Here is an 18368-nt window from a genome sequence, read left to right as displayed (position 1 = left end):
CGGGCAAGAAATACACATCTTACCCCATAAAAATACCGCAGTTTCTATTACTTGCGGGTCAGTAAAGCAATCAGTTGTGCATGTTGCGGGAACCTTGCGCCAAGATCGGCACGGGTAGCCAGTTCAAAGTCAGCGAAATCGAAACCGGGCGCAACGGTGCACCCTGCGAGGCAGTAGCCTCCTGTTTCTTCCACGCTGGATGCAAACCAGCTGCCTGCGGGGATAAGTACCTGCAGCTGTTCACCTTTGCGGAGATTCCTGCCCAGAAGGTGTACATGCAAAGTACCATCGGGCCTGATCTCATAAATATGCAGGGAGGTGCCATCGTAAAAATGCCACATCTCGTCGGATGCGATGCGGTGGAAAGCGGAGAAATCACCGTCTTCCAGCAGAAAATAAATGGCTGTAGAAACGCTTCTGGGTCCGGCAAAACCCTCCGGCTGAATGGCCAGTGGTGCCCGGTAAGTTTCTCGGAAAGAGCCGCCTTCGATGTGTTGTGTCAGTTGTAGTGTATCCCGCCAGTAGGCAGCTGTATTTTTCATTCGCTAAACTTACAGCATTTTTTGGCAGGAAAGGGGAAGAGTTTAAGAGAACGCAGGCTGAACGGCCTTATCCTTCTTTGGTACAGACCTCTTCGCTCTCTTCTTTCTGCCCATCCAGATGCAGAATCCGGTAATGGGTAAGCTGGCGCAGATAAGGCTGGCAAAGAACATGAGCAGCTTGCCCGCGAATCCCCACACGGCTCCTGTATGCAGGTCGTAATTCATGCGGCGGAGCTTATCGCCTACGCCTGCTTTTTCATATTTTCCTGCGTACGGGCCTGATGCTTCCAGGGGCTTCAGCGTATATTGATCGAAGAGATACGTATCGGTTTTGTAGTAAGTACCCGGCCGGTGGTTTATCGTAACGCTGATGGGTGCTGTGTTTCCTGATGCAAAATACAGGGATACGCCTGCACCTTTCGGCCTGCCGGCATATACTTTTTCCCAGGCGATATCTGTATTCTGCGCCAGCGAATGCCCGGGCGTAAGCAGAGCAGTGTCTGACACGGGGTACTTCGCATCACTGAGCGATTTACCGCCGGTAGTGGCATAGTACAAGCCATTGCTCCACCATTCAAAACCCCATACCAGCCCGGTTATCACGAGCACTACTGCGATGCTCATCACATAAAACCCGAGTACGTTATGCAGGTCGTAGTTTTTGCGTTTCCACTTCGCATCCATCTTCACGGAGAAGCGTTGCTTACGGGCGGCTTTGTTACGCGGCCACCAGAGCACCAGCCCGGTGATCAGCATCACTAAAAATATAAGGGTTGAGATTGCGACGATGGGCTGGCCAATATGATGGGGTAACCAAAGGTAGAAATGCCCTTCCAGCACTATGCGGAAGAAATCGTCCTTCGCGTCCCACACTTTCAGTACCTGGCCGTTGTAGGGGTTCAGGAACACCTGCTGGTAATAGTCTTCATCCCCCCTGCCGTAAAACTGGACAACAGAGCTGTAATCTTTCCCGCCGTATATAACACCCTGTGCCTTTTTACCGCCGCCCAATGCTTTTTCACCGATGGTACTGAGGGCCGACGGTGCAAGTGGAGCCACCTGCGCAGATTGGGCAGGTGCATCGAGATGAAACCAATCTTTACTGAAAATGCTGCGAAGCTCCCACTCAAAAACAAGCAGGCATCCGGTGACGCTGATAACGAATACTACCAACCCGGAAGCCAGTCCCAGCCAGAGGTGAAATTTCCCTACTAATTTTCTCATGTGGAGCTATAATAGAATGTAAAAATGCGACAGTCCGGGTGTGCCAATTGATCATATCGGGAAAAAGAATTGCGCGATCGGGAAAATCGCTGTTCACATTTCTGTTTTTTGTACTATATTTAGGATGCTTTGCGTTCCTTTCTGGCCATATGTCTTCTGGCGCTTGTCAGCGTTCACTTCGGAATCCGGGTATCCGGGTACATGAAGTGTATGGTGCGCGCCTACGTGATCGACCACCGCGACTTTGCGGAGGACTGCGGTTGCGCGAAGATTATGGCCGCCGCTTTCGGGAACGCCTTGTCGGACGAGCAGCAGATGCAGTCCGCCCCTATTACGCTGAAGCTGCAGGATATTGTTCTGCTGGCAGACAGCCCCCGTCCGGAAGTGTCCGCCGATCTGGCGAAACCATTTACCGGCTGGGTAACGGACCGTTATCTCTCTCCCACCGCAGGCGCAATCTTCCACCCGCCCTGCTGATTCGTTCTGTATTACAATCCTTTTCAATTATTTATTAATTCTCACCGGACGGTTGGGTAAACCTTTACTCCTACCAGTTTCCAAGACCCAGGCGTTCGGCAACCGGCCGCCGGTGGGGACCATCCGATATACAGGCATGCGATCGCTGCATGCGTATCTTATTATTTTCCGACAGGCCATACCGGCCCGCGAACCGGTTGGCCGAAGGGCCGGTTTTACCAGCCCGCATTCCGCGACAGCCCGGTCGCGCTGCAGCCGATAGTGCTGTTGCGGGGTGTAGCCAGAATTTATACGACGCGCTGCCTGACGGCCGAAAGCTGCAGGGAACGCCAAAGCATAAAAGGGTGACCATTAAGTAAAACCTTACTTACCTGGTCGCCCTTTCTTTTTGCATCCTCCCCCTTACAACTTTTACTGCCTGTTAATAGTTGATGAATAAGGTTTGTCAATTTCTGCCTGAAATTAATTACATGGTTTTCAGGAAATTAAAAGTTTTAAACCCATCCTGTTCCAAAATTCATTTTTAAAGTAAGCGATCGCTCACTTATCTTTGTAGCATGGTTCGACCAAGGGATGAAAACAAAGTATGCCTGCTACATAAAAAGGCGATCGAAATGATCGTTAAAGAAGGGCTGGACGGATTTGGGGTGAATAAACTTGCCAGGGCGGCAGGTGTATCGCCCGCCACCATTTACATCTATTACAAGGACCGGGAAGATCTCATTATTCAGACTACCATCCGCGTGGCTGATACCATGTTACGGGAAAGCCTTCACGACTTTGATCCTGACATGCATTTCGCGGACGGGCTTCGCAAGCAGTGGCAGAACCGTGCCAATCACTTTATGCAGCACCCGCTGGATGTGGAGTTCATCGAAAAAATGCGGTATTCCCACCTCTACGATAAGGTATCTGGTCAGATCTATCTCACCTTCAAAGATGTAATGGGAAAGTTCGTTCATAATGCCATTGCGCGGAAAGAGCTGATCGAATTGCCTTTTGAGGTGTACTGGTCGCTGGCATTCGCGCCTTTGTATCAGCTCATCAAGTTCCATACACAGAAAAAAACCTTTGGCCATCAACCTTTCGTACTTACTGAAGAAGCCATGGAGCAGACCCTGCAGCTGGTGCTCAAAGCCCTGAAGCCTGATCCGATTCCTTCCTAACCATTTAACCATCAAAACCCATCATCATGAACCAGGCTTATGCAACCGCACCCGAAATGGAGGTGCTCGTATTCCGGACCAACCTGCGTTTCAAGAAAGACTTACAGCAGGTGGCCCCCGCGCTCGAGGGAACGCCGGGACTTCACAAATGGACGGTAGACCGGGAAGATGCCGATAAAGTGCTCCGCATCGAAACCCGCAATCCTGATCCATCACCAATTATAGAACGGATACAGTCGTGCGGCTACCTCTGTGAAGAACTGCCCGACTGATTTTTATTCAGACACACACTACGATTTTCAACGCTTCAATGGAAACACACGCTCCTAAACAACCGATTTTTACCCGATACCAGGTACTGATGATCGTGCTATTGTCACTCATGCAGTTTACCGTGGTACTTGATTTTATGGTGCTGAACCCGCTGGGAGAAATCCTTCTCCACGATTTCACCACTCAGCAGTTTGGCTTTGTAGTAGCCGCTTATCCTTTCAGTGCCTGTATTTCCGCCATTGTGGCGGCAGGCTTCGCCGATAAGTTCGACCGGAAGAAGATGCTCATGTTATTTTACACCGGCTTCATCCTCGGCACCTATTTCTGCGCATTGGCCAACGATTACCCCACGCTTCTGGCTGCCCGTATTGTAACGGGGCTTTTTGGCGGGGTGATCAGCTCCATCGGCATGGCTATTATAGTCGACCTCTTCCGCCCGGAAACGCGCGGCAGGGTGATGGGCTACACCCAGATGGCGCTGGCATTGAGCCAGATCCTTGGCGTGCCCATAGGCTGGGAACTGGCAATCCGGTTCAACTGGCACTTCCCCTTCTGGATGATTGCCGCCTTTGGTACCCTTCTAGGTGCCGCCATCGGCTACTACATGCAGCCTATTACAGGCCACCTTGGCAAGAACACCGAGAAAAATGCTTTCCGCCACCTTAGCAGTACGGTTAAAAACCCGCGCTACCGGCTGGCTTTCCTCACCACCGTGCTCATTGCCACGGGCGGTTACATGCTCATGCCCTTTGGCAACGCATTTTCCCAACACAACATGGGCATTGCCAAGCACGATGTAACACTGCTGTTTATGGCATCCGGACTGGCCAACCTCATAGCCTCCCCGCTCATCGGGCGCCTGTCTGACAAAGCGGGCCGCGCCAATGTGTTTTACGCCGCCAGTACCGTAACCCTCATCATGGTGATCATTTACACCAACCGCGGCCTAACACCGTTTTACCTTGCCATGCTTATTAACGTGGTGATGATGGTGGCCGTTTTTGCCCGGATCATTCCCATGCAGGCTACCATGACCTCGTTGCCCACTTTGCAGGACCGGGGCTCCTTTATGAGTGTGAATGCCGCGGTGCAACAGTTATCCGGCGGTATTGCTGCCGTGGCTGCCAGCCGCATCGTGCATTCCACAGAAACGGGTTACCTGGAACATTATCCTGTACTGGGGTATGTGATAGCCGTGGCATTAACGGTTACGATGATCATGATGTATTTCCTCAACCGCCAGGTAATGGCGGAAGCGGCTGCGGTGAAACAACAGCCGGAACCCGGTAAGATGGCTGCGGCATCCTGATATTTTCAGCTTTATAACCATAAAAAAGGGCGCTTTCCACAGCGCCCTTTTTGTATTATTTCACTTTGAACAAGGGGTTGTAAATCAACCCGATGATATTGCCCCAGGGGTCGGTTACCGTAGCAGTTTCGATAGGCCCGCCCACATTCCGCGGTGCTTCGTGGCTGGTGGCGCCAAGGGAAAGGAGGTAATTGTAAGCTTCATGGATATCTTCCACACCCCAGTAGGTTTCCACGGCGCCTGTGCCGGGATGGGCTTCGCCGGGGGCGAGGGGATGCACGCCCAGCTCGTAGCCGCCTATCTCGAAGCCAACGTAAAAAGGCTCATCGAAGTAGGGGTCCGTGCTAAAGGCTTTGCGGTACCACTCCTTCCCTGCCTGAATGTCCGGTACGCGGTAGATGACGGTGCGCAATCCGGCGAATCTGTTTTCCATGTTTTACGGGTTTAGTGTTTCAAGTTACTATACTTTCCCTTCCCGGCCTTTTGGAAAAAATTAACATTTTACCTCAAACGCCTGACGGGCAAGGATTTGCAGCTATTCTCCAAAATATTTTCCACATCAGTTGATGCGCGTATTGCATGGCGGCTTAATTTTGCATCATAACCCGTTCCTCCCCCTTCGATTCATTTTCTTAAACAAAAAGAAACATGGAAAAACAATCCATTCGCGATGCGTACAAACGCTATTGGCTCGAAAACGGCCAGGCGCCTGTTTCCGTATTCGCACTCTGCAAAATCCTCGATGTGCCGGAGGCGGACTTTTACCAGCACTACAGCCATTTCGACAGCCTTGAAGCCGACATCTGGCTGGAATACTTCCAGCAAACGGTTGACCAGCTGAAAGATGATGAAACTTACCGGCAGTATACCTCCCGGGAAAAACTCCTCGCTTTCTACTTCCTCTGGGTTCAAAAACTGAAAGAAGACAGGAGCTACATCCTGCAACAGTACCGCCGCTCCCATCTCCCGCTCAGCCAGCTGGGGCAGCTTTCTACTTTCAAGCGCGCATTTTACGATTACGCTTCCGGGCTGATTAAGGAAGGTTACCTCACTTCCGAGATCAGGGAAAGGAAATACATTTCCGACCAATACGTACACGGATTCTGGGTACAGGCGTTGTTTGTCCTCAAATACTGGATCGGCGACAGAAGTGAACAATTCGAGCTTACGGATGCAGCCATTGAAAAGGCTGTTAACCTGAGCTTTGAGCTGATTCACAGTAACACGATCGACAGTCTGATCGATTTCGGTAAATTCATGTTCACCCGGAAATAGCGACCATTATGAAAGAACAACAACACCTCCCCACCGGCAAAGTGGAGCGGGCCGGCCGCTTCGTGACTACCGGGCTGAAAGTAGGCACCAACTATATCAAACATTACACCCGCAAGCTCATGGACCCATCCGTGTCTAAAGAGCAGCTTCACCAGGATAATGCGGAAGATATTTACGACACCCTCAGCCACCTGAAAGGCAGCGCCCTCAAAGTTGCGCAGATGCTCAGTATGGACCGTGGCATGCTTCCCAAAGCATATACCGCCAAATTCGCCATGAGCCAGTACAGCGCACCACCGTTATCAGGCCCACTGGTTGTCAACACCTTCATCAAAACACTTGGCCAATCCCCTACCCGGCTGTTCGACCAGTTCGATATGAAAGCGAGCAATGCCGCTTCCATCGGCCAGGTACACAAAGCGGAAAAAGACGGTCACCCGCTGGCCGTGAAGATCCAATACCCCGGTGTGGCCAGCAGTGTTAAATCCGACCTCCGCATCGTAAAGCCCTTTGCCGTAAGGATCGTGGGCATGAACGAAGTGGATATGGATAAGTATTTCGAAGAAATTGAAACCAAGCTGCTGGAAGAAACCGATTACAAACTGGAGCTCCGCCGCTCGCAGGAACTGAGTGCCAGCTGCGCACATATCCCCAATCTGGTGTTTCCCCGGTACTACCCGGAGCTTTCGTCTGACAGGATTATTACCATGGACTGGCTGGATGGCCAGCACCTGAAAGAATTCCTCGAAACGAACCCCACGCAGGAAGTGCGGAATAAGATCGGCCAGGCCCTGTGGGACTTCTACCAGTTCCAGGTGCATCACCTCCGTAAAGTACACGCAGACCCTCACCCCGGTAACTTTTTGCTGCGGGAAGACGGTACGGTGGGCATCTTCGATTTCGGTTGTGTGAAAGAGATCCCCGAAGATTTTTACGTCAATTATTTCCACCTCACCGATAAGGAGGTGCTGGCAGATGAAGCCCGCCGCCGCGAGATCTATACGCAGCTGGAAATGATACACCCCAGTGATACCGAGAAAGACATCGTGTTCTTCTCCGGGCTGTTCCAGGAAATGATCCGGATGCTAACACTGCCCTTCACCGTGCAGGATTTCGATTTCGGTGACGAAGCCTATTTCAACGAGATTTATGCCTACATGGATTATCTCTACAACCTGAAGGAAGTCCGCGAATCGAAGGTGGCCCGTGGCAGCCGGCATTCGCTGTACATCAATCGTACCTACTTTGGGCTGTATTCCCTGCTGAGCGATCTGCGTGCGCAGGTAAACACCAGCCGTGAAAGAATCGAAGAACTGGGCAAAACGCCCCCCGTAGCCTGATAAACACAGCTACATGATATTTACAGCAAAGCCCCGGAGAATCTCCGGGGCTTTGCTTTTATTGTAGCTTCTTCCGTAGCAACTGATGCTGCAACAGCAATACCTGGTTGTAGGCTGGGCACCGGTAATAGTAACTGATAAGATGATAGCCGGAGAACATGCGCTTGTAGGGATTCGGTAATAATGAATTGAACCCTGCAACAAAGAACACGAAGCTGCCATTGGTGTTGATACCCGTCAAATCGAGTTCAGGCGCCTTTTCCCCCAGCCAAAGCAACGCGGTAGACAGGATTACTTTATCCATATCATCTTCCGAAGCAGCCATGAGCAGCCTTGCATCTTCCGCCAGCTGCGCTTTATGCTGTACCAGTTCCGGAATGGGGAAGCGGCCTATAAGGCGTGCAAAGTGATAGATCAATACGGGAGAGCGGGCGTAATGCGGGGAAATATAAGCGGGATGCGAGATGTACTCACGGTTGCGGATGAACGCTTCCAACAATTGAACGGAAGCACTATCGGCCCGGCCGTCTGCCATATTATACACATGCATGAAATACAGCGTGTTGGCCAATACACAGGCATCAAAATCTATAGGCATACTTTTCCCGAACCAGGTGGAGTACGCCGGGATATCTCTGTACTTTTTAAACGTATTGCGCACGCCATAGCTTACCGTATTGGCATGCTGTGCCATGAGCGCCTTTGCCGCACGAGCAGTGGCAGAATCTGCTTCCATCGCCATCAGGAGGATGGATGTATCGTCGATATCATCGGGCAGTGAGTGCCATTTTACGAATAGGTTTAGAAAACGGGAGTTGGGAAATACCGTTCGGGGATTGGTTTTCCAGAAGTTATACGTACTGCGGCCTGAGCGGTGGCGGAAGTATGGGAACGAAGTGCGGGCACGGGAGCGGATCTGCTGGCAAAGGATACTGTCGGCCCCGGAAAGATCCTGCTGCAATTCGCCTAATGTCATGGCGATGAGCCCGGTGAAAAACACGTTGTTATCGTGCTCCATTTTCCCGCCCGGACTGCCGTAATAGCGCATACTGGGGAACATTCCTGTGAAGTAGAAGCTGTCTGCCATGACCTGTTGCGCTGCGATTTCGCGGAGTAGCCTGGCCGTGAGGGTATCGCGCTGCGCCGGGGAAGGCAATGCATATAAAAGGATGAAAAGTAAGCAGGCTATTTTCCGGAAGGTCATGCAGGGAGGGGTTTAGCGGCAGAGATCATGCGGCTGCCGGCAAGGCATTGTTGCCAGGTGAAGCGCATGCAATGCCAGATGTTGGCGGGTTTTTCCATATCGATAATAAGTGCTTTCCGGGGTAGCGTGCCCAGCTCAGGCAGCAGGGGCGCATCGCCCTGGAGGTTGCGCAGCTGGCGGATAGCCATATCACCGAAAGAGCAGATCGCCATCATGCGAAGCAGGAACGGGCGTTTTCGGGCTTCCGGCACAGGAAGGGCGGCCACGGCAGCCATCATATCGCTGGTGAGCCCGGAAAAGAATTCCCCGAAGGCACGTGCATCACGCATGCGGGTAGGCAGCGTTTGCATGCCTGCCTGCAGATCTTTCCAGGTATCGAATAAATCATTGGTAAGCTGGATAATCCCCCCGATGCGGTACCAGCAGGTACGCTCCGCTTCCGAAGCGTCGTGATTCAGGTAGAAGTGGCACAGCAGCACGGCATATCCGCCTTTCTCCTGTGTGATGCGGAGCAATTCATCTTCCGGTACGGGTGTGGATAATGATTGTTTAGCGGAATCTACCTGTGCACGGAAGAGGCCGCGGGCCGCCTGGTCGTACGCCTGTTGGTCGCGCACGTAATTCCTTAAAGCAAGGTGGCAATGTAAAAACAGCTGCTCTTCTATACGGCGGGGCTGGAATTTCTCCGGCTGAAAAGAGATAAGATCGAGATCCTCGGCACTCAGTTCGTTACGGTCAATAAAATCGTCGAAGGCGCCGCTGCAGATAAAATACAGGATGAGGCGTTCTTTCTCCTCCTCAGTGGAGGCGCGGCCACGGAGGGCCGTAAACGCATCAATGATCATGGGCTGGTAAATACTATAGCTCACAATCACCTTGCGGCGTGCTTCTTCGGGAAGGCGTCCGCCAAATTGTGCCTCCAGCTTCGAAAGAAGCGCCTCCGCGCGGGGGGCCTCCTTCTTCCGCTCAGACATTACCCGCAGCACGGTAGACACAACACTACTCCCGAATTGAAATATATTCATTGACCGGTTTTCAGAGAATCATGAACTGGATAAATAACATGGATAATATACCGGTGAGCATCACCAGCTTGATATATGTACTGAGCTGATGGTAATCTTTCCCGCCCCGGGCGCCGAATACTTTCCGGAGTATCCATGCCAGCGGAAGCATGACCAGACAAATGGAATACAGCGACAGCATAGGCGTAGCGCCCTCACGTGCCCAAAGGAAGGGTTGCAGCGCCGCAATAACACCGATCACACAGGAAAGGCTGCCTGCTACAATCCAATGTGCGGTACGTGCCCCCAATACAATGGGCATGGTGCGGCCGCCATACTGACGGTCGCCCTCCACATCTTCCAGATCTTTTACCAGCTCGCGTGCAAAAGAAATAATGAATGCAAAGCCGGTATAGATGAAAGTATAAAGGGTGATATAACGTAAGGTTTCGGGGAACAGTCCGTTTGCCCCTGCTTCAGAAAGGGACAGTACCGGCATGGCCGAAGCAGAAATACCCGCAACGAGGATGTTACCGATGAGGAACCGTTTTTTAAAGAAAGCAGAATATCCGAACAGCAGCACCACGCAGCCCAGGATACAATACAAAGGTGCCCAGCTTTGCAGGGAACGGCTGACAAATGCAGCCAGCACCATGGCAGCAATATTCATCGCGCCATATGCTCCCAATGCTCCGCCCCTGCTGATGCCCCGGGTGATAAATACCTTATCGGGCTTATTCACCGTATCAATATTCAAATCAAAATAATCGTTGATGACATACCCCGCGGCTGCTACCAGCATATACGCCATTGAAATCATGATAAATTCTGAGAGGCCTACCTGTGGCTGAAGACCGGCTTCCAGTAATAATGGACGGATCACACAGTATTGAAAAAGCCACTGCGTAAGAAAAATAATAATCAGGTTCGGCCACCGGATCAACTTAAGGAATAATACACACGTTTTCATGCAAGGATAATGTTGTAGGTATGGATCTGGCTGATACTCATTGGAAATTTCTGATGCTAACTATTGGAACATTCACAGGTGATACATTCACATCAGCCCGAAAATTACTCAATCCCTCTCATCTATACAACACGTTCACCGCAGTGGAGTTTTATCCGGAGAGAATTATTTGGTGAAATGAAGAAAATAGTCTTTGTTTGTGTCAAAATAACGCAAACGGAAAATGCCTGCATTTCATACATATAAAAATCCGGCGCTGGCCACCGACCTGGTGGTTTTCGGTTACCAGGATAAGGCTTTGTCAGTACTCCTGCTTAACCGGAAAGAGGCCCCGTTTAAAAATGGCTGGACCCTCCCCGGAGCGTTTGTAGGGCTGGAAGAAACACTGGCAGAAGCCTGCCGCAGGATACTGGATACCAAGCTGGGTCTACGTTCCATCTATCTCGAACAGCTGTATACTTTCGATACACCCAACCGCGATCCCCGGGGCCGGGTGATATCAGTAGCGCATTTTGCACTGGTAAGCCAGGGTAAGTTAACAGCTGTGGCAGGAAAAATGGCTAACGACGTACGTTGGTTCCCGGTAACGGATATTCCTGTACTGGGCTTCGACCACCGGCAGATACTCTCTGCTGCACAAGAACGCCTCCGTGCCAAAATCCTCTATCAGCCCGTTGGCTTCGAACTGCTGGATGAAAATTTTACCATGCCCGAGCTGCAGGATCTTTATGAATGCATTCTCGGTCATTCTATTGACCGCCGCAATTTCCGCCGTAAAATCCTCGATGCCGGTTTTGTAGAACTCACCGGCGAAAAAAAGGAAGGCCTCCAAAACAGGCCTGCAGATTATTATAATTTCAACAAAAAGCTGTTACCGCAGCATTTTCATTTAAACCTTTAGTTATGAACATCGCTCCAATCCTCCTCAAAGACGGCTACAAAGTGGGCCACAAATTCCAGTACCCGGAAGGCACCACCCTTGTATATTCCAACCTAACCCCACGCAAATCCCGCGATGCCGACATACGCGAAATGGTTTTCTTCGGACTGCAGTATTTCATGAAGGAGTACCTCATCCGTCAGTTCAACGAGCAATTCTTCCGACTGCCTAAAGATGAAGTACTGGCGCAATACGCCCGCCGTATGGATAACTACCTCGGGAAAGACAGTATCCCCTATCAGCACATTGCCGACCTGCACGACCTCGGATACCTGCCTCTTGAGATCAAGGCATTGCCTGAAGGGAGCCTGGTACCCATGCGCGTACCGTTTTTCACCATCCGCAATACCAAACCGGAATTCTTCTGGCTCACCAATATGCTGGAAACACTCCTGAGCGCCGTGCTCTGGAAGCCATCCACTTCCGCCACCACCGCATTCCGTTATCTTAAAACCTTTACCCGCTATGCAGATGAAACAGTGGGTGAAGACAAGAGCTTCATTCCCTGGCAGGGGCACGACTTCTCTTTCCGCGGCATGAGTGGAATTGAAGACGCTCTTATGAGCGGGGCCGGTCACCTGCTGAGCTTTGCCGGAACCGATACCATTCCTGCCATCGACTTCCTGGAACAGTATTACGGGGCTGATGCCACCAAAGAGCTGGTAGGCGGCTCTGTTCCAGCCACAGAGCACAGTGTAATGTGTATGGGCACGGAAGATGGTGAGATTGCCACTTTCGAAAGGCTCATCACCAAAGTATACCCGGCAGGTATCGTATCCATTGTGAGTGATACCTGGGACTTCTGGCAGGTGATCACCGACTTCCTCCCGCAACTGAAAGAGAAAATACTGGCGCGTGATGGGAAAGTGGTGATTCGTCCGGATAGTGGCGACCCGGTAAAAATCATTGCCGGAGATCCTGACGCTCCTGTTGGCACACCTGAATTTAAAGGCGCTATCGAATGCATGTGGGAGATATTCGGCGGCACTATTACCCCGCGCGGCTTTAAACTGCTGGATGGTCACATCGGCCTTATTTATGGAGACAGTATTACCACCGAGCGCCAGGAAGCCATACTGGAACGCCTGAAAGAAAAAGGCTTCGCCAGCTACAACGTAGTGCTGGGTATCGGTTCCTTTACTTACGAATACGTAACCCGCGACACCTTCGGCTTCGCCATGAAAGCAACCTATGGCGAAATCAACGGTGTAGGCCGCAACATCTTCAAAGCTCCCAAAACAGACGATGGCACCAAGAATTCCGCCAAAGGACTGTTACAGGTATACATCAATCCCGAAACCGGCAAGCTGGAAATGAAAGACGAGTGCACCTGGGAAGAAGAAGCCCGGGGAGAACTGCAGACTGTTTTCCGCGACGGCACAATTACCGTAGAATATACCCTCGCCGATATCCGCGCCCGCATCCAGGCCAACCTGGAACTGGAACTAAAACCACGGGCCGCTGAAATATTGGCTTAAACCCAAAAGAAAATGTCTTCCGACCCACATAAACATAACAGTAAATTCCTCAGTCTCATCCTGCGCCACCAGCCAGAAAAGATAGGCCTGCAGCTTGATCCGCAGGGATGGGCATCCATAACTGAACTGCTGGATAAGTGCGCTGCCGCAGGTAAAAAGATCTCACGTGAAGAACTGCTGGAGATCGTACGCACCAACGACAAACAACGCTTTGCACTCAATGCCGACCAGTCGGCCATCCGGGCCTCGCAGGGGCATTCGGTGGAAGTATCGCTGGACCTCCCGGCGGTAGAACCGCCCGATATCCTGTACCACGGTACGGTGCAGAGGTTCATGGAACCCATCCTTACCGGCGGGCTTCAAAAAATGGACCGCATGCACGTACACCTCAGTGCAGACCTCCATACCGCCACACAGGTAGGTTCACGCAGAGGCAAACCGGTAATCCTGCTGGTCCGCAGTGGCGACATGCACAGGCAGGGACATGTTTTTCATCTGAGCGACAATGGCGTTTGGCTTACTGATGCCGTGCCACCGCAATTTCTCGAACCCTTTAATGCAACACCATGCTGACGCTTCACCTCATACACCCTGATAAATCGGATATACCGGTAGAAACGATGCGCTTCCCCGACGGGCAGCCGCATCTTAAAATCAATGCTTCCGCTATTGCGGATCAGGACAGGCAGACGCCGGTACGCATCCTTACCCGGTTAAATGATGGTAACGATCTGCTGCTGCTCCTGTTTGCACAACAGGCCCTTTCTCACCTGGAGTTTTCCGACATCCGGGCAGATATTACTTATCTCACCGCAGCACGAATGGACCGGGTGATGCGCCCGGGAGAACCCTTTTCCCTGAAAGTGATTGCAGCTGTATTGAACCAGGCGCAGTTCCGGAAAGTACGCATCTTTGACCCGCACTCCGAAGTAACCACTGCGTTGGTAGACCGTGCTTATGCCGTAGAGAACCACCGTTTTATGAAAGATGTGCTGGATCACTATCAGCAACAGCGGCCCGGGGAACAAATAACCCTCGTATCCCCCGACGGCGGTGCATTGAAAAAGATCTATTCCCTCGCCAAATATGTTGGCACTACAGATATCGTGGAATGTATGAAGGAGCGGGATGTGCATACAGGCGCCTTATCCGGATTTAAAACCAACGCCACCACATTGAATGGAAAAACCTGCATCATTGCGGATGATATCTGTGACGGGGGCGGCACTTTTGCCGGTACGGCCAAACTACTGAAAGAAAAAGGAGCTGCGCGCGTAATACTCGCAGTGAGTCATGGCATTTTTAGTAAAGGCACTACCATCGAAAATGTAGATGAAATTTACACAACCGATTCCTTCCGCGAAGTACCTGATGTTCATTGCTTTCCGGTGGAACGGTATTTCTCCTGACGTATCTTTGCGTTATGCACAACGAACCTGATTTTACCCTGCTCGATAACCCTGCCTGGCATGCCCTCAACAGTGTGCAGCGCCACCTGGCAGGGAAATCGGGAAATGCAGCCAGGTACTTCCCGGAAGTGGTACCGTTTGCAGCCTTGGCGCAACCCGATGCAGCCAGTGGTAAGGAACTGAATGAACTGCTGACTGCAGGTGAATCCTTTTTCCTGATCGGCAGCCTCCCTCCTTTGCAGGATAACTGGGAAGTCCGTAAAGAACTGGTGTGCCTTCAGATGGTGAGTGAATCTCCGCTGGATGCGCCAGATCCTTCCTTCTCCATCCAACAGCTTACGCCGGAAGATGCCGGTGAGATGTATGCGCTGGTGCAATTGGTACAACCGGGCTATTTCATGCCCGAAACCTACAGGATGGGCCGTTATACGGGCATCCGGCAAAACGGACAGCTGGTGGCTATTGCAGGGGAACGCATGCGGTTAAACGGATTGTCTGAGCTAAGCGCCATCTGTACCCATCCTGATTTTACCGGGCGGGGATATGCCGGCCAGCTGATAGCAGGACTGGTGAACCGACAGCGCGAAGAAGGAATTACGCCCTTCCTGCATGTGGCCGGGCATAATACAGGAGCCATCAGGCTGTATGAGAAACTGGGTTTCCGAACAAGGCGGGAAATATCTTTCCATCTGCTTTTTAAAAAGTAACCACATAAAAAAGGCGCCGCATGTAACATGCGGCGCCTTTCTCTTTCAACTTCTTTAAACAGGGTTATGGAAGAAAGCTGAATTCGTAGAACACACCTCTGGCAGTCCAGGCATACAACTTACCATCAATCACAACCGTGTGCCGGATAAGTGGGCTTATCTGATCCTCTATCACCATACGCCAGGCGTTACGTGCCGGGTCGTACTCCCATACTCTCTTATTGATCACATAATATACTTTCCCATTGAGGGCAAAAGCAGGCATCCTTTGAGATGGTACCTGACCCCCATCCGGAATGTTAGCCACCTGGGTTAATTGTGGAGTAGTGTTATTAATGCTGAATTTATACACAGCCTCCCTCACATTCATCATCGCTTTCAGCGCTCTGCCTACTATCACTTCATTCTCCAGGACCACAACATTACCACCATCTATCTGTGCATAGGGATCGTCCACAACTTTGGTCCAGGTACCGTTATTAGCAGGATTGAAAGCATAAATATCCTTATCTCCCAATCCGCTGCCTGCATACATAACACCTTTAAAAGTAAAGGCAATGCCCATGGAAGCCTGCGCCGCAGGGAACCGGGTTACAGGTTCGAGCACTTTTGTGAGGAGATTAAATGACCACCATTTACTATTCTCTGGCACGGGAATCCCGTTTCCGATATACATCTTATCTCCCAGTACACTTACGGATGTACTTTGCAGACCTTCCGGAAGGCCGTTTACTGAAAAGAATTGCCATCCTTTGCCACGGTCAGCAGGGTCGAACACGCCATAGCTTATATCCTTACCACCGGTCAACTTTGCAGAAAAACCCCAGTATACTTTCTTATTATGAACAAATGCATTGCCATGCGGGAAGTAGTTGGTAGTGGGTGCATTGCCAACAGGTGGTAGTTCAGTCCATTTGGCATATTTACCGGGAGCAGTAACGGTGAATTCCTGGGCAGACTCGTAATTCTTACCATCACCCTCTACTTTGATCTTATGCTTGGTAAGGCCGGTATTGTAAGGGATTTTGAATTTGATCTGCTGTGAGCTCCAGGATACACGCGGGGCAATTACCCCGTTGATGGTTACTATCGGATCAGCGGGAAATTCTCTTCCGGAAATGGTAACCTCGGTATCGAAAGGCCCTTCCAGCGGGTCAATGGTGGAGATACCTACAGGAATCGGATCTACCGTAAAATTAGTGGTAGTAGTAAATGTTTTGTTGTTGATGGTGATGCTCAGCTTACCGGTAGTAGCGGCAAATGGCACATCAAAAGTAAGGGTTGTGGCAGTGGCCGTTTTTACCCACATCCGTTCATTATTCAGCCGCAGTTCATTTTCCGGGATATTGGTAGAAAAGTTTTTACCGGTTACGGTAACTGTTGTGCCCGGCACGGCATGCCCGGGGGTGAATCCTGTGATTTCAGGGGTTTTGGCATTGTTGAGGTCAATTTCTACCTTGTCCTTCTTTTTACAGGACAGTACTGTGGTTAACATCATACAGATGATCACTAGCAGATGGTTTCGCTTCATGTTAGGCATTTTTGGGTTTGGGGCACTCTTCAGCTTTGACAGCATCAAAAAAAAATAGCAATCCCTTCAGTGAGGAACTGCTATGCTGCGGTGCAAAATTAATGTTTTAAACGGGCTTCCCTGTAAATTGTTACAACCGGTTATATAAAATGACGGATAAAGTGACTCAACTGCACTATTTATTCAATTCTGCAAGTGCCATGGCGCCAACGGCCAGATCAATATCGGCCTTCATATTATCTTCCAGGAACCAAACGGCAGACAGGCCTGCCCATGCCAGCACCCATTCCAGCAGGCGGTGTCGGTTAATGCCTGCGGTGGTACTGATATACTGTAGGCGCTCGAGGAAAATGCCAGTGTCTCCGGCGATAGCCTGATCCGGATTACAAAAGATATTGGCGTAATCAAATGCACGGTCGCCATAAAGCTTCTTAGGGTCAATGGCCAGCCAGCCTTTCTCTCCAAAATCGAGCACATTATCATGATGCAGATCGCCATGTAGCACGCACTTCTCCACTTCTTCCACTACCAGCCTGCGTGCCAGCCGCAAACCTTCTGCAATAACGCCTCCATATTTTTCCCCGTGCAGGAACAAATCCCGGAACCACCGTTCCATCGGTATCATACCATCCGGCGGTGGCTGATCTATACTGTGAAGGCGCTTTGCAGTAGCACAAAGTATCTCTACGGCCACATCATCGTTCCCTGAGCGGGACATTCCCGAGAGAGATCCTGTGCCGGTAGCCCGCTCCATGAGCAGCGCTTCTTCATCGTGCCGTAATACATGCGCAGCCCCGTTTCCATTCCACCATACCATCACTTCATTACCGAGCTTTTCATCGTTCTCCACAGCCACTTTCAACATGGCTTGTCTGCCTTCATAAAGCACCGGTAATAAGTGGCTGCTATGGGTAGTCAATAATTCCCCATCGCGTTGTAATCCCCAAACTGTCAGATATTTTTCCAAATCCATACGTATAAAATTGAGCTGTGTTTGTACAATAATGTAATTTGCCGCCATAAACCCAAACGAATGGAAGATCAGCAAATGCCACAGGTGCCCCTGCTGCTGTATTATCTCAGCGAAGTAACGGGCGATGAAACTGCAGAAACCGTACAGGCATTGCCAGTAGACGCATCGAAAGGACTTTACCGCATCGCCGGCATTCCGTTATATGCACCCGGCCTCGCAAAAGGAGACATTGTGCAGGCCACGGCGGAAAGGCCGGATGCCGTACTCGTATTCAGGCGTATGCTCGCCCCCTCGGGCAATTCAACCATCCAGGTATTTGTGATGGACCATGCAAATGATGCGCCTACCCTCCATGAAATATTCCAGGATCTGGGTTGTGAAACTGCCACTACAGGATCTGGATATTTTGTAATGGACGTGCCCGTGCATGTCGATTACAACAAGGTAAAGCGCCAGCTGGATGATTATGCTTTTGGCAATATCCTCGATTATGCCGAGCCCTGCCTTTCGGCACAACATCAATACTGATTGCTGAAAAATACGTAA

At 50.9% G+C, this 18368-nt stretch carries 20 protein-coding genes; 12 read left to right on the top strand and 8 right to left on the bottom strand.

From position 1 onward, the window contains the following. Positions 1 to 47: 47 nt before the first annotated feature. Both DEV76_RS12350 and DEV76_RS12345 read right to left on the bottom strand, forming a co-directional pair. Positions 48 to 542, bottom strand: coding sequence for a cupin domain-containing protein (locus tag DEV76_RS12350; protein ID WP_109698233.1), 495 nt, complete (start codon positions 540 to 542; stop codon positions 48 to 50). A 42-nt stretch (positions 543 to 584) separates the two neighbouring features. Further along, positions 585 to 1766, bottom strand: coding sequence for a PepSY-associated TM helix domain-containing protein (locus tag DEV76_RS12345; RefSeq protein WP_109698232.1), 1182 nt, complete (start codon positions 1764 to 1766; stop codon positions 585 to 587). A gap of 201 nt (positions 1767 to 1967) precedes the next feature. On the opposite strand from DEV76_RS12345, the gene DEV76_RS12340 reads away from it, so the two are divergent. From DEV76_RS12340 to DEV76_RS12325, 4 genes are all read left to right on the top strand, one after another. After that, positions 1968 to 2243: a hypothetical protein gene (locus DEV76_RS12340; RefSeq protein WP_157962862.1), complete on the top strand. Its 276-nt coding sequence runs from the start codon at positions 1968 to 1970 to the stop codon at positions 2241 to 2243. 557 nt (positions 2244 to 2800) lie between these two features. Next, positions 2801 to 3409: a TetR/AcrR family transcriptional regulator gene (locus tag DEV76_RS12335; RefSeq protein WP_109698230.1), complete on the top strand. Its 609-nt coding sequence runs from the start codon at positions 2801 to 2803 to the stop codon at positions 3407 to 3409. A 26-nt stretch (positions 3410 to 3435) separates the two neighbouring features. Further along, on the top strand, positions 3436 to 3681 hold the full coding sequence (locus DEV76_RS12330; RefSeq protein WP_109698229.1) for a hypothetical protein: 246 nt from the start codon (positions 3436 to 3438) through the stop codon (positions 3679 to 3681). 89 nt (positions 3682 to 3770) lie between these two features. Further along, the gene (locus DEV76_RS12325; RefSeq protein WP_198652053.1) at positions 3771 to 4991 is read left to right on the top strand and encodes an MFS transporter; all 1221 of its coding nucleotides are present in this window, start codon (positions 3771 to 3773) and stop codon (positions 4989 to 4991) included. A gap of 55 nt (positions 4992 to 5046) precedes the next feature. On the opposite strand, the gene DEV76_RS12320 is transcribed toward DEV76_RS12325, so the two are convergent. Next, positions 5047 to 5424, bottom strand: a complete 378-nt coding sequence (locus tag DEV76_RS12320; RefSeq protein ID WP_109698227.1) for a VOC family protein — start codon at positions 5422 to 5424, stop codon at positions 5047 to 5049. A gap of 215 nt (positions 5425 to 5639) precedes the next feature. Between DEV76_RS12320 and DEV76_RS12315 the strand changes: the two genes are divergently transcribed. After that, entirely contained in the window at positions 5640 to 6266 is a 627-nt protein-coding gene (locus DEV76_RS12315) for a TetR/AcrR family transcriptional regulator (protein WP_109698226.1), read from the top strand. Between the two features lie 8 nt (positions 6267 to 6274). After that, entirely contained in the window at positions 6275 to 7606 is a 1332-nt protein-coding gene (locus DEV76_RS12310; protein ID WP_109698225.1) for an ABC1 kinase family protein, read from the top strand. A gap of 58 nt (positions 7607 to 7664) precedes the next feature. On the opposite strand, the gene DEV76_RS12305 is transcribed toward DEV76_RS12310, so the two are convergent. From DEV76_RS12305 to DEV76_RS12295, 3 genes are read right to left on the bottom strand one after another with little or no spacing between them, the layout of a single operon-like run. After that, the gene (locus DEV76_RS12305) at positions 7665 to 8810 is read right to left on the bottom strand and encodes a hypothetical protein (RefSeq protein ID WP_109698224.1); all 1146 of its coding nucleotides are present in this window, start codon (positions 8808 to 8810) and stop codon (positions 7665 to 7667) included. Next, positions 8807 to 9835: an isoprenoid biosynthesis enzyme family protein gene (locus DEV76_RS12300; protein WP_109698223.1), complete on the bottom strand. Its 1029-nt coding sequence runs from the start codon at positions 9833 to 9835 to the stop codon at positions 8807 to 8809. The genes DEV76_RS12305 and DEV76_RS12300 overlap by 4 nt, the downstream gene beginning before the upstream one ends. 10 nt (positions 9836 to 9845) lie before the next feature. After that, positions 9846 to 10697, bottom strand: coding sequence for a geranylgeranylglycerol-phosphate geranylgeranyltransferase (locus tag DEV76_RS12295; RefSeq protein ID WP_157962861.1), 852 nt, complete (start codon positions 10695 to 10697; stop codon positions 9846 to 9848). A 310-nt stretch (positions 10698 to 11007) separates the two neighbouring features. Here DEV76_RS12295 and DEV76_RS12290 point away from each other — a divergent pair, with 310 nt between their 5' ends. From DEV76_RS12290 to DEV76_RS12270, 5 genes are read left to right on the top strand one after another with little or no spacing between them, the layout of a single operon-like run. Then, on the top strand, positions 11008 to 11685 hold the full coding sequence (locus DEV76_RS12290; protein ID WP_109698221.1) for an NUDIX hydrolase: 678 nt from the start codon (positions 11008 to 11010) through the stop codon (positions 11683 to 11685). A gap of 2 nt (positions 11686 to 11687) precedes the next feature. Next, positions 11688 to 13202 (top strand): nicotinate phosphoribosyltransferase, encoded by a 1515-nt coding sequence (locus DEV76_RS12285; RefSeq protein ID WP_109698220.1) that lies wholly within the window; start codon positions 11688 to 11690, stop codon positions 13200 to 13202. 12 nt (positions 13203 to 13214) lie between these two features. After that, positions 13215 to 13775 (top strand): RNA 2'-phosphotransferase, encoded by a 561-nt coding sequence (locus DEV76_RS12280; RefSeq protein WP_109698219.1) that lies wholly within the window; start codon positions 13215 to 13217, stop codon positions 13773 to 13775. Then, positions 13769 to 14611, top strand: a complete 843-nt coding sequence (gene prs / locus DEV76_RS12275; RefSeq protein WP_109698218.1) for a ribose-phosphate diphosphokinase — start codon at positions 13769 to 13771, stop codon at positions 14609 to 14611. Before DEV76_RS12280 ends, prs begins: the two co-directional genes overlap by 7 nt. A 14-nt stretch (positions 14612 to 14625) precedes the next feature. After that, a complete protein-coding gene (locus DEV76_RS12270) occupies positions 14626 to 15318 on the top strand; it encodes a GNAT family N-acetyltransferase (protein ID WP_109698217.1) in 693 nt (230 codons plus the stop codon). Positions 15319 to 15382: 64 nt separating this feature from the next. Here the strand turns inward: DEV76_RS12270 and DEV76_RS12265 are convergent, their stop codons facing one another. Continuing rightward, positions 15383 to 16849 (bottom strand): IPT/TIG domain-containing protein, encoded by a 1467-nt coding sequence (locus DEV76_RS12265; protein WP_198652052.1) that lies wholly within the window; start codon positions 16847 to 16849, stop codon positions 15383 to 15385. 175 nt (positions 16850 to 17024) lie between these two features. Further along, entirely contained in the window at positions 17025 to 17822 is a 798-nt protein-coding gene (locus tag DEV76_RS12260; protein WP_109698628.1) for an aminoglycoside phosphotransferase family protein, read from the bottom strand. Between the two features lie 60 nt (positions 17823 to 17882). On the opposite strand from DEV76_RS12260, the gene DEV76_RS12255 reads away from it, so the two are divergent. Continuing rightward, positions 17883 to 18350 carry a DUF4265 domain-containing protein gene (locus tag DEV76_RS12255; protein ID WP_109698215.1) on the top strand — a complete coding sequence of 156 codons (468 nt, stop codon included), beginning with the start codon at positions 17883 to 17885 and terminating at the stop codon, positions 18348 to 18350. Positions 18351 to 18368 lie beyond the last annotated feature (18 nt).

Source organism: Chitinophaga deserti, assembly GCF_003149455.1.
In the GTDB taxonomy this organism is placed as follows: domain Bacteria; phylum Bacteroidota; class Bacteroidia; order Chitinophagales; family Chitinophagaceae; genus Chitinophaga; species Chitinophaga deserti.
The sequence above is the reverse complement of the archived record's forward strand: the minus strand, read 5'-3'. Positions and strand labels throughout refer to the sequence as shown.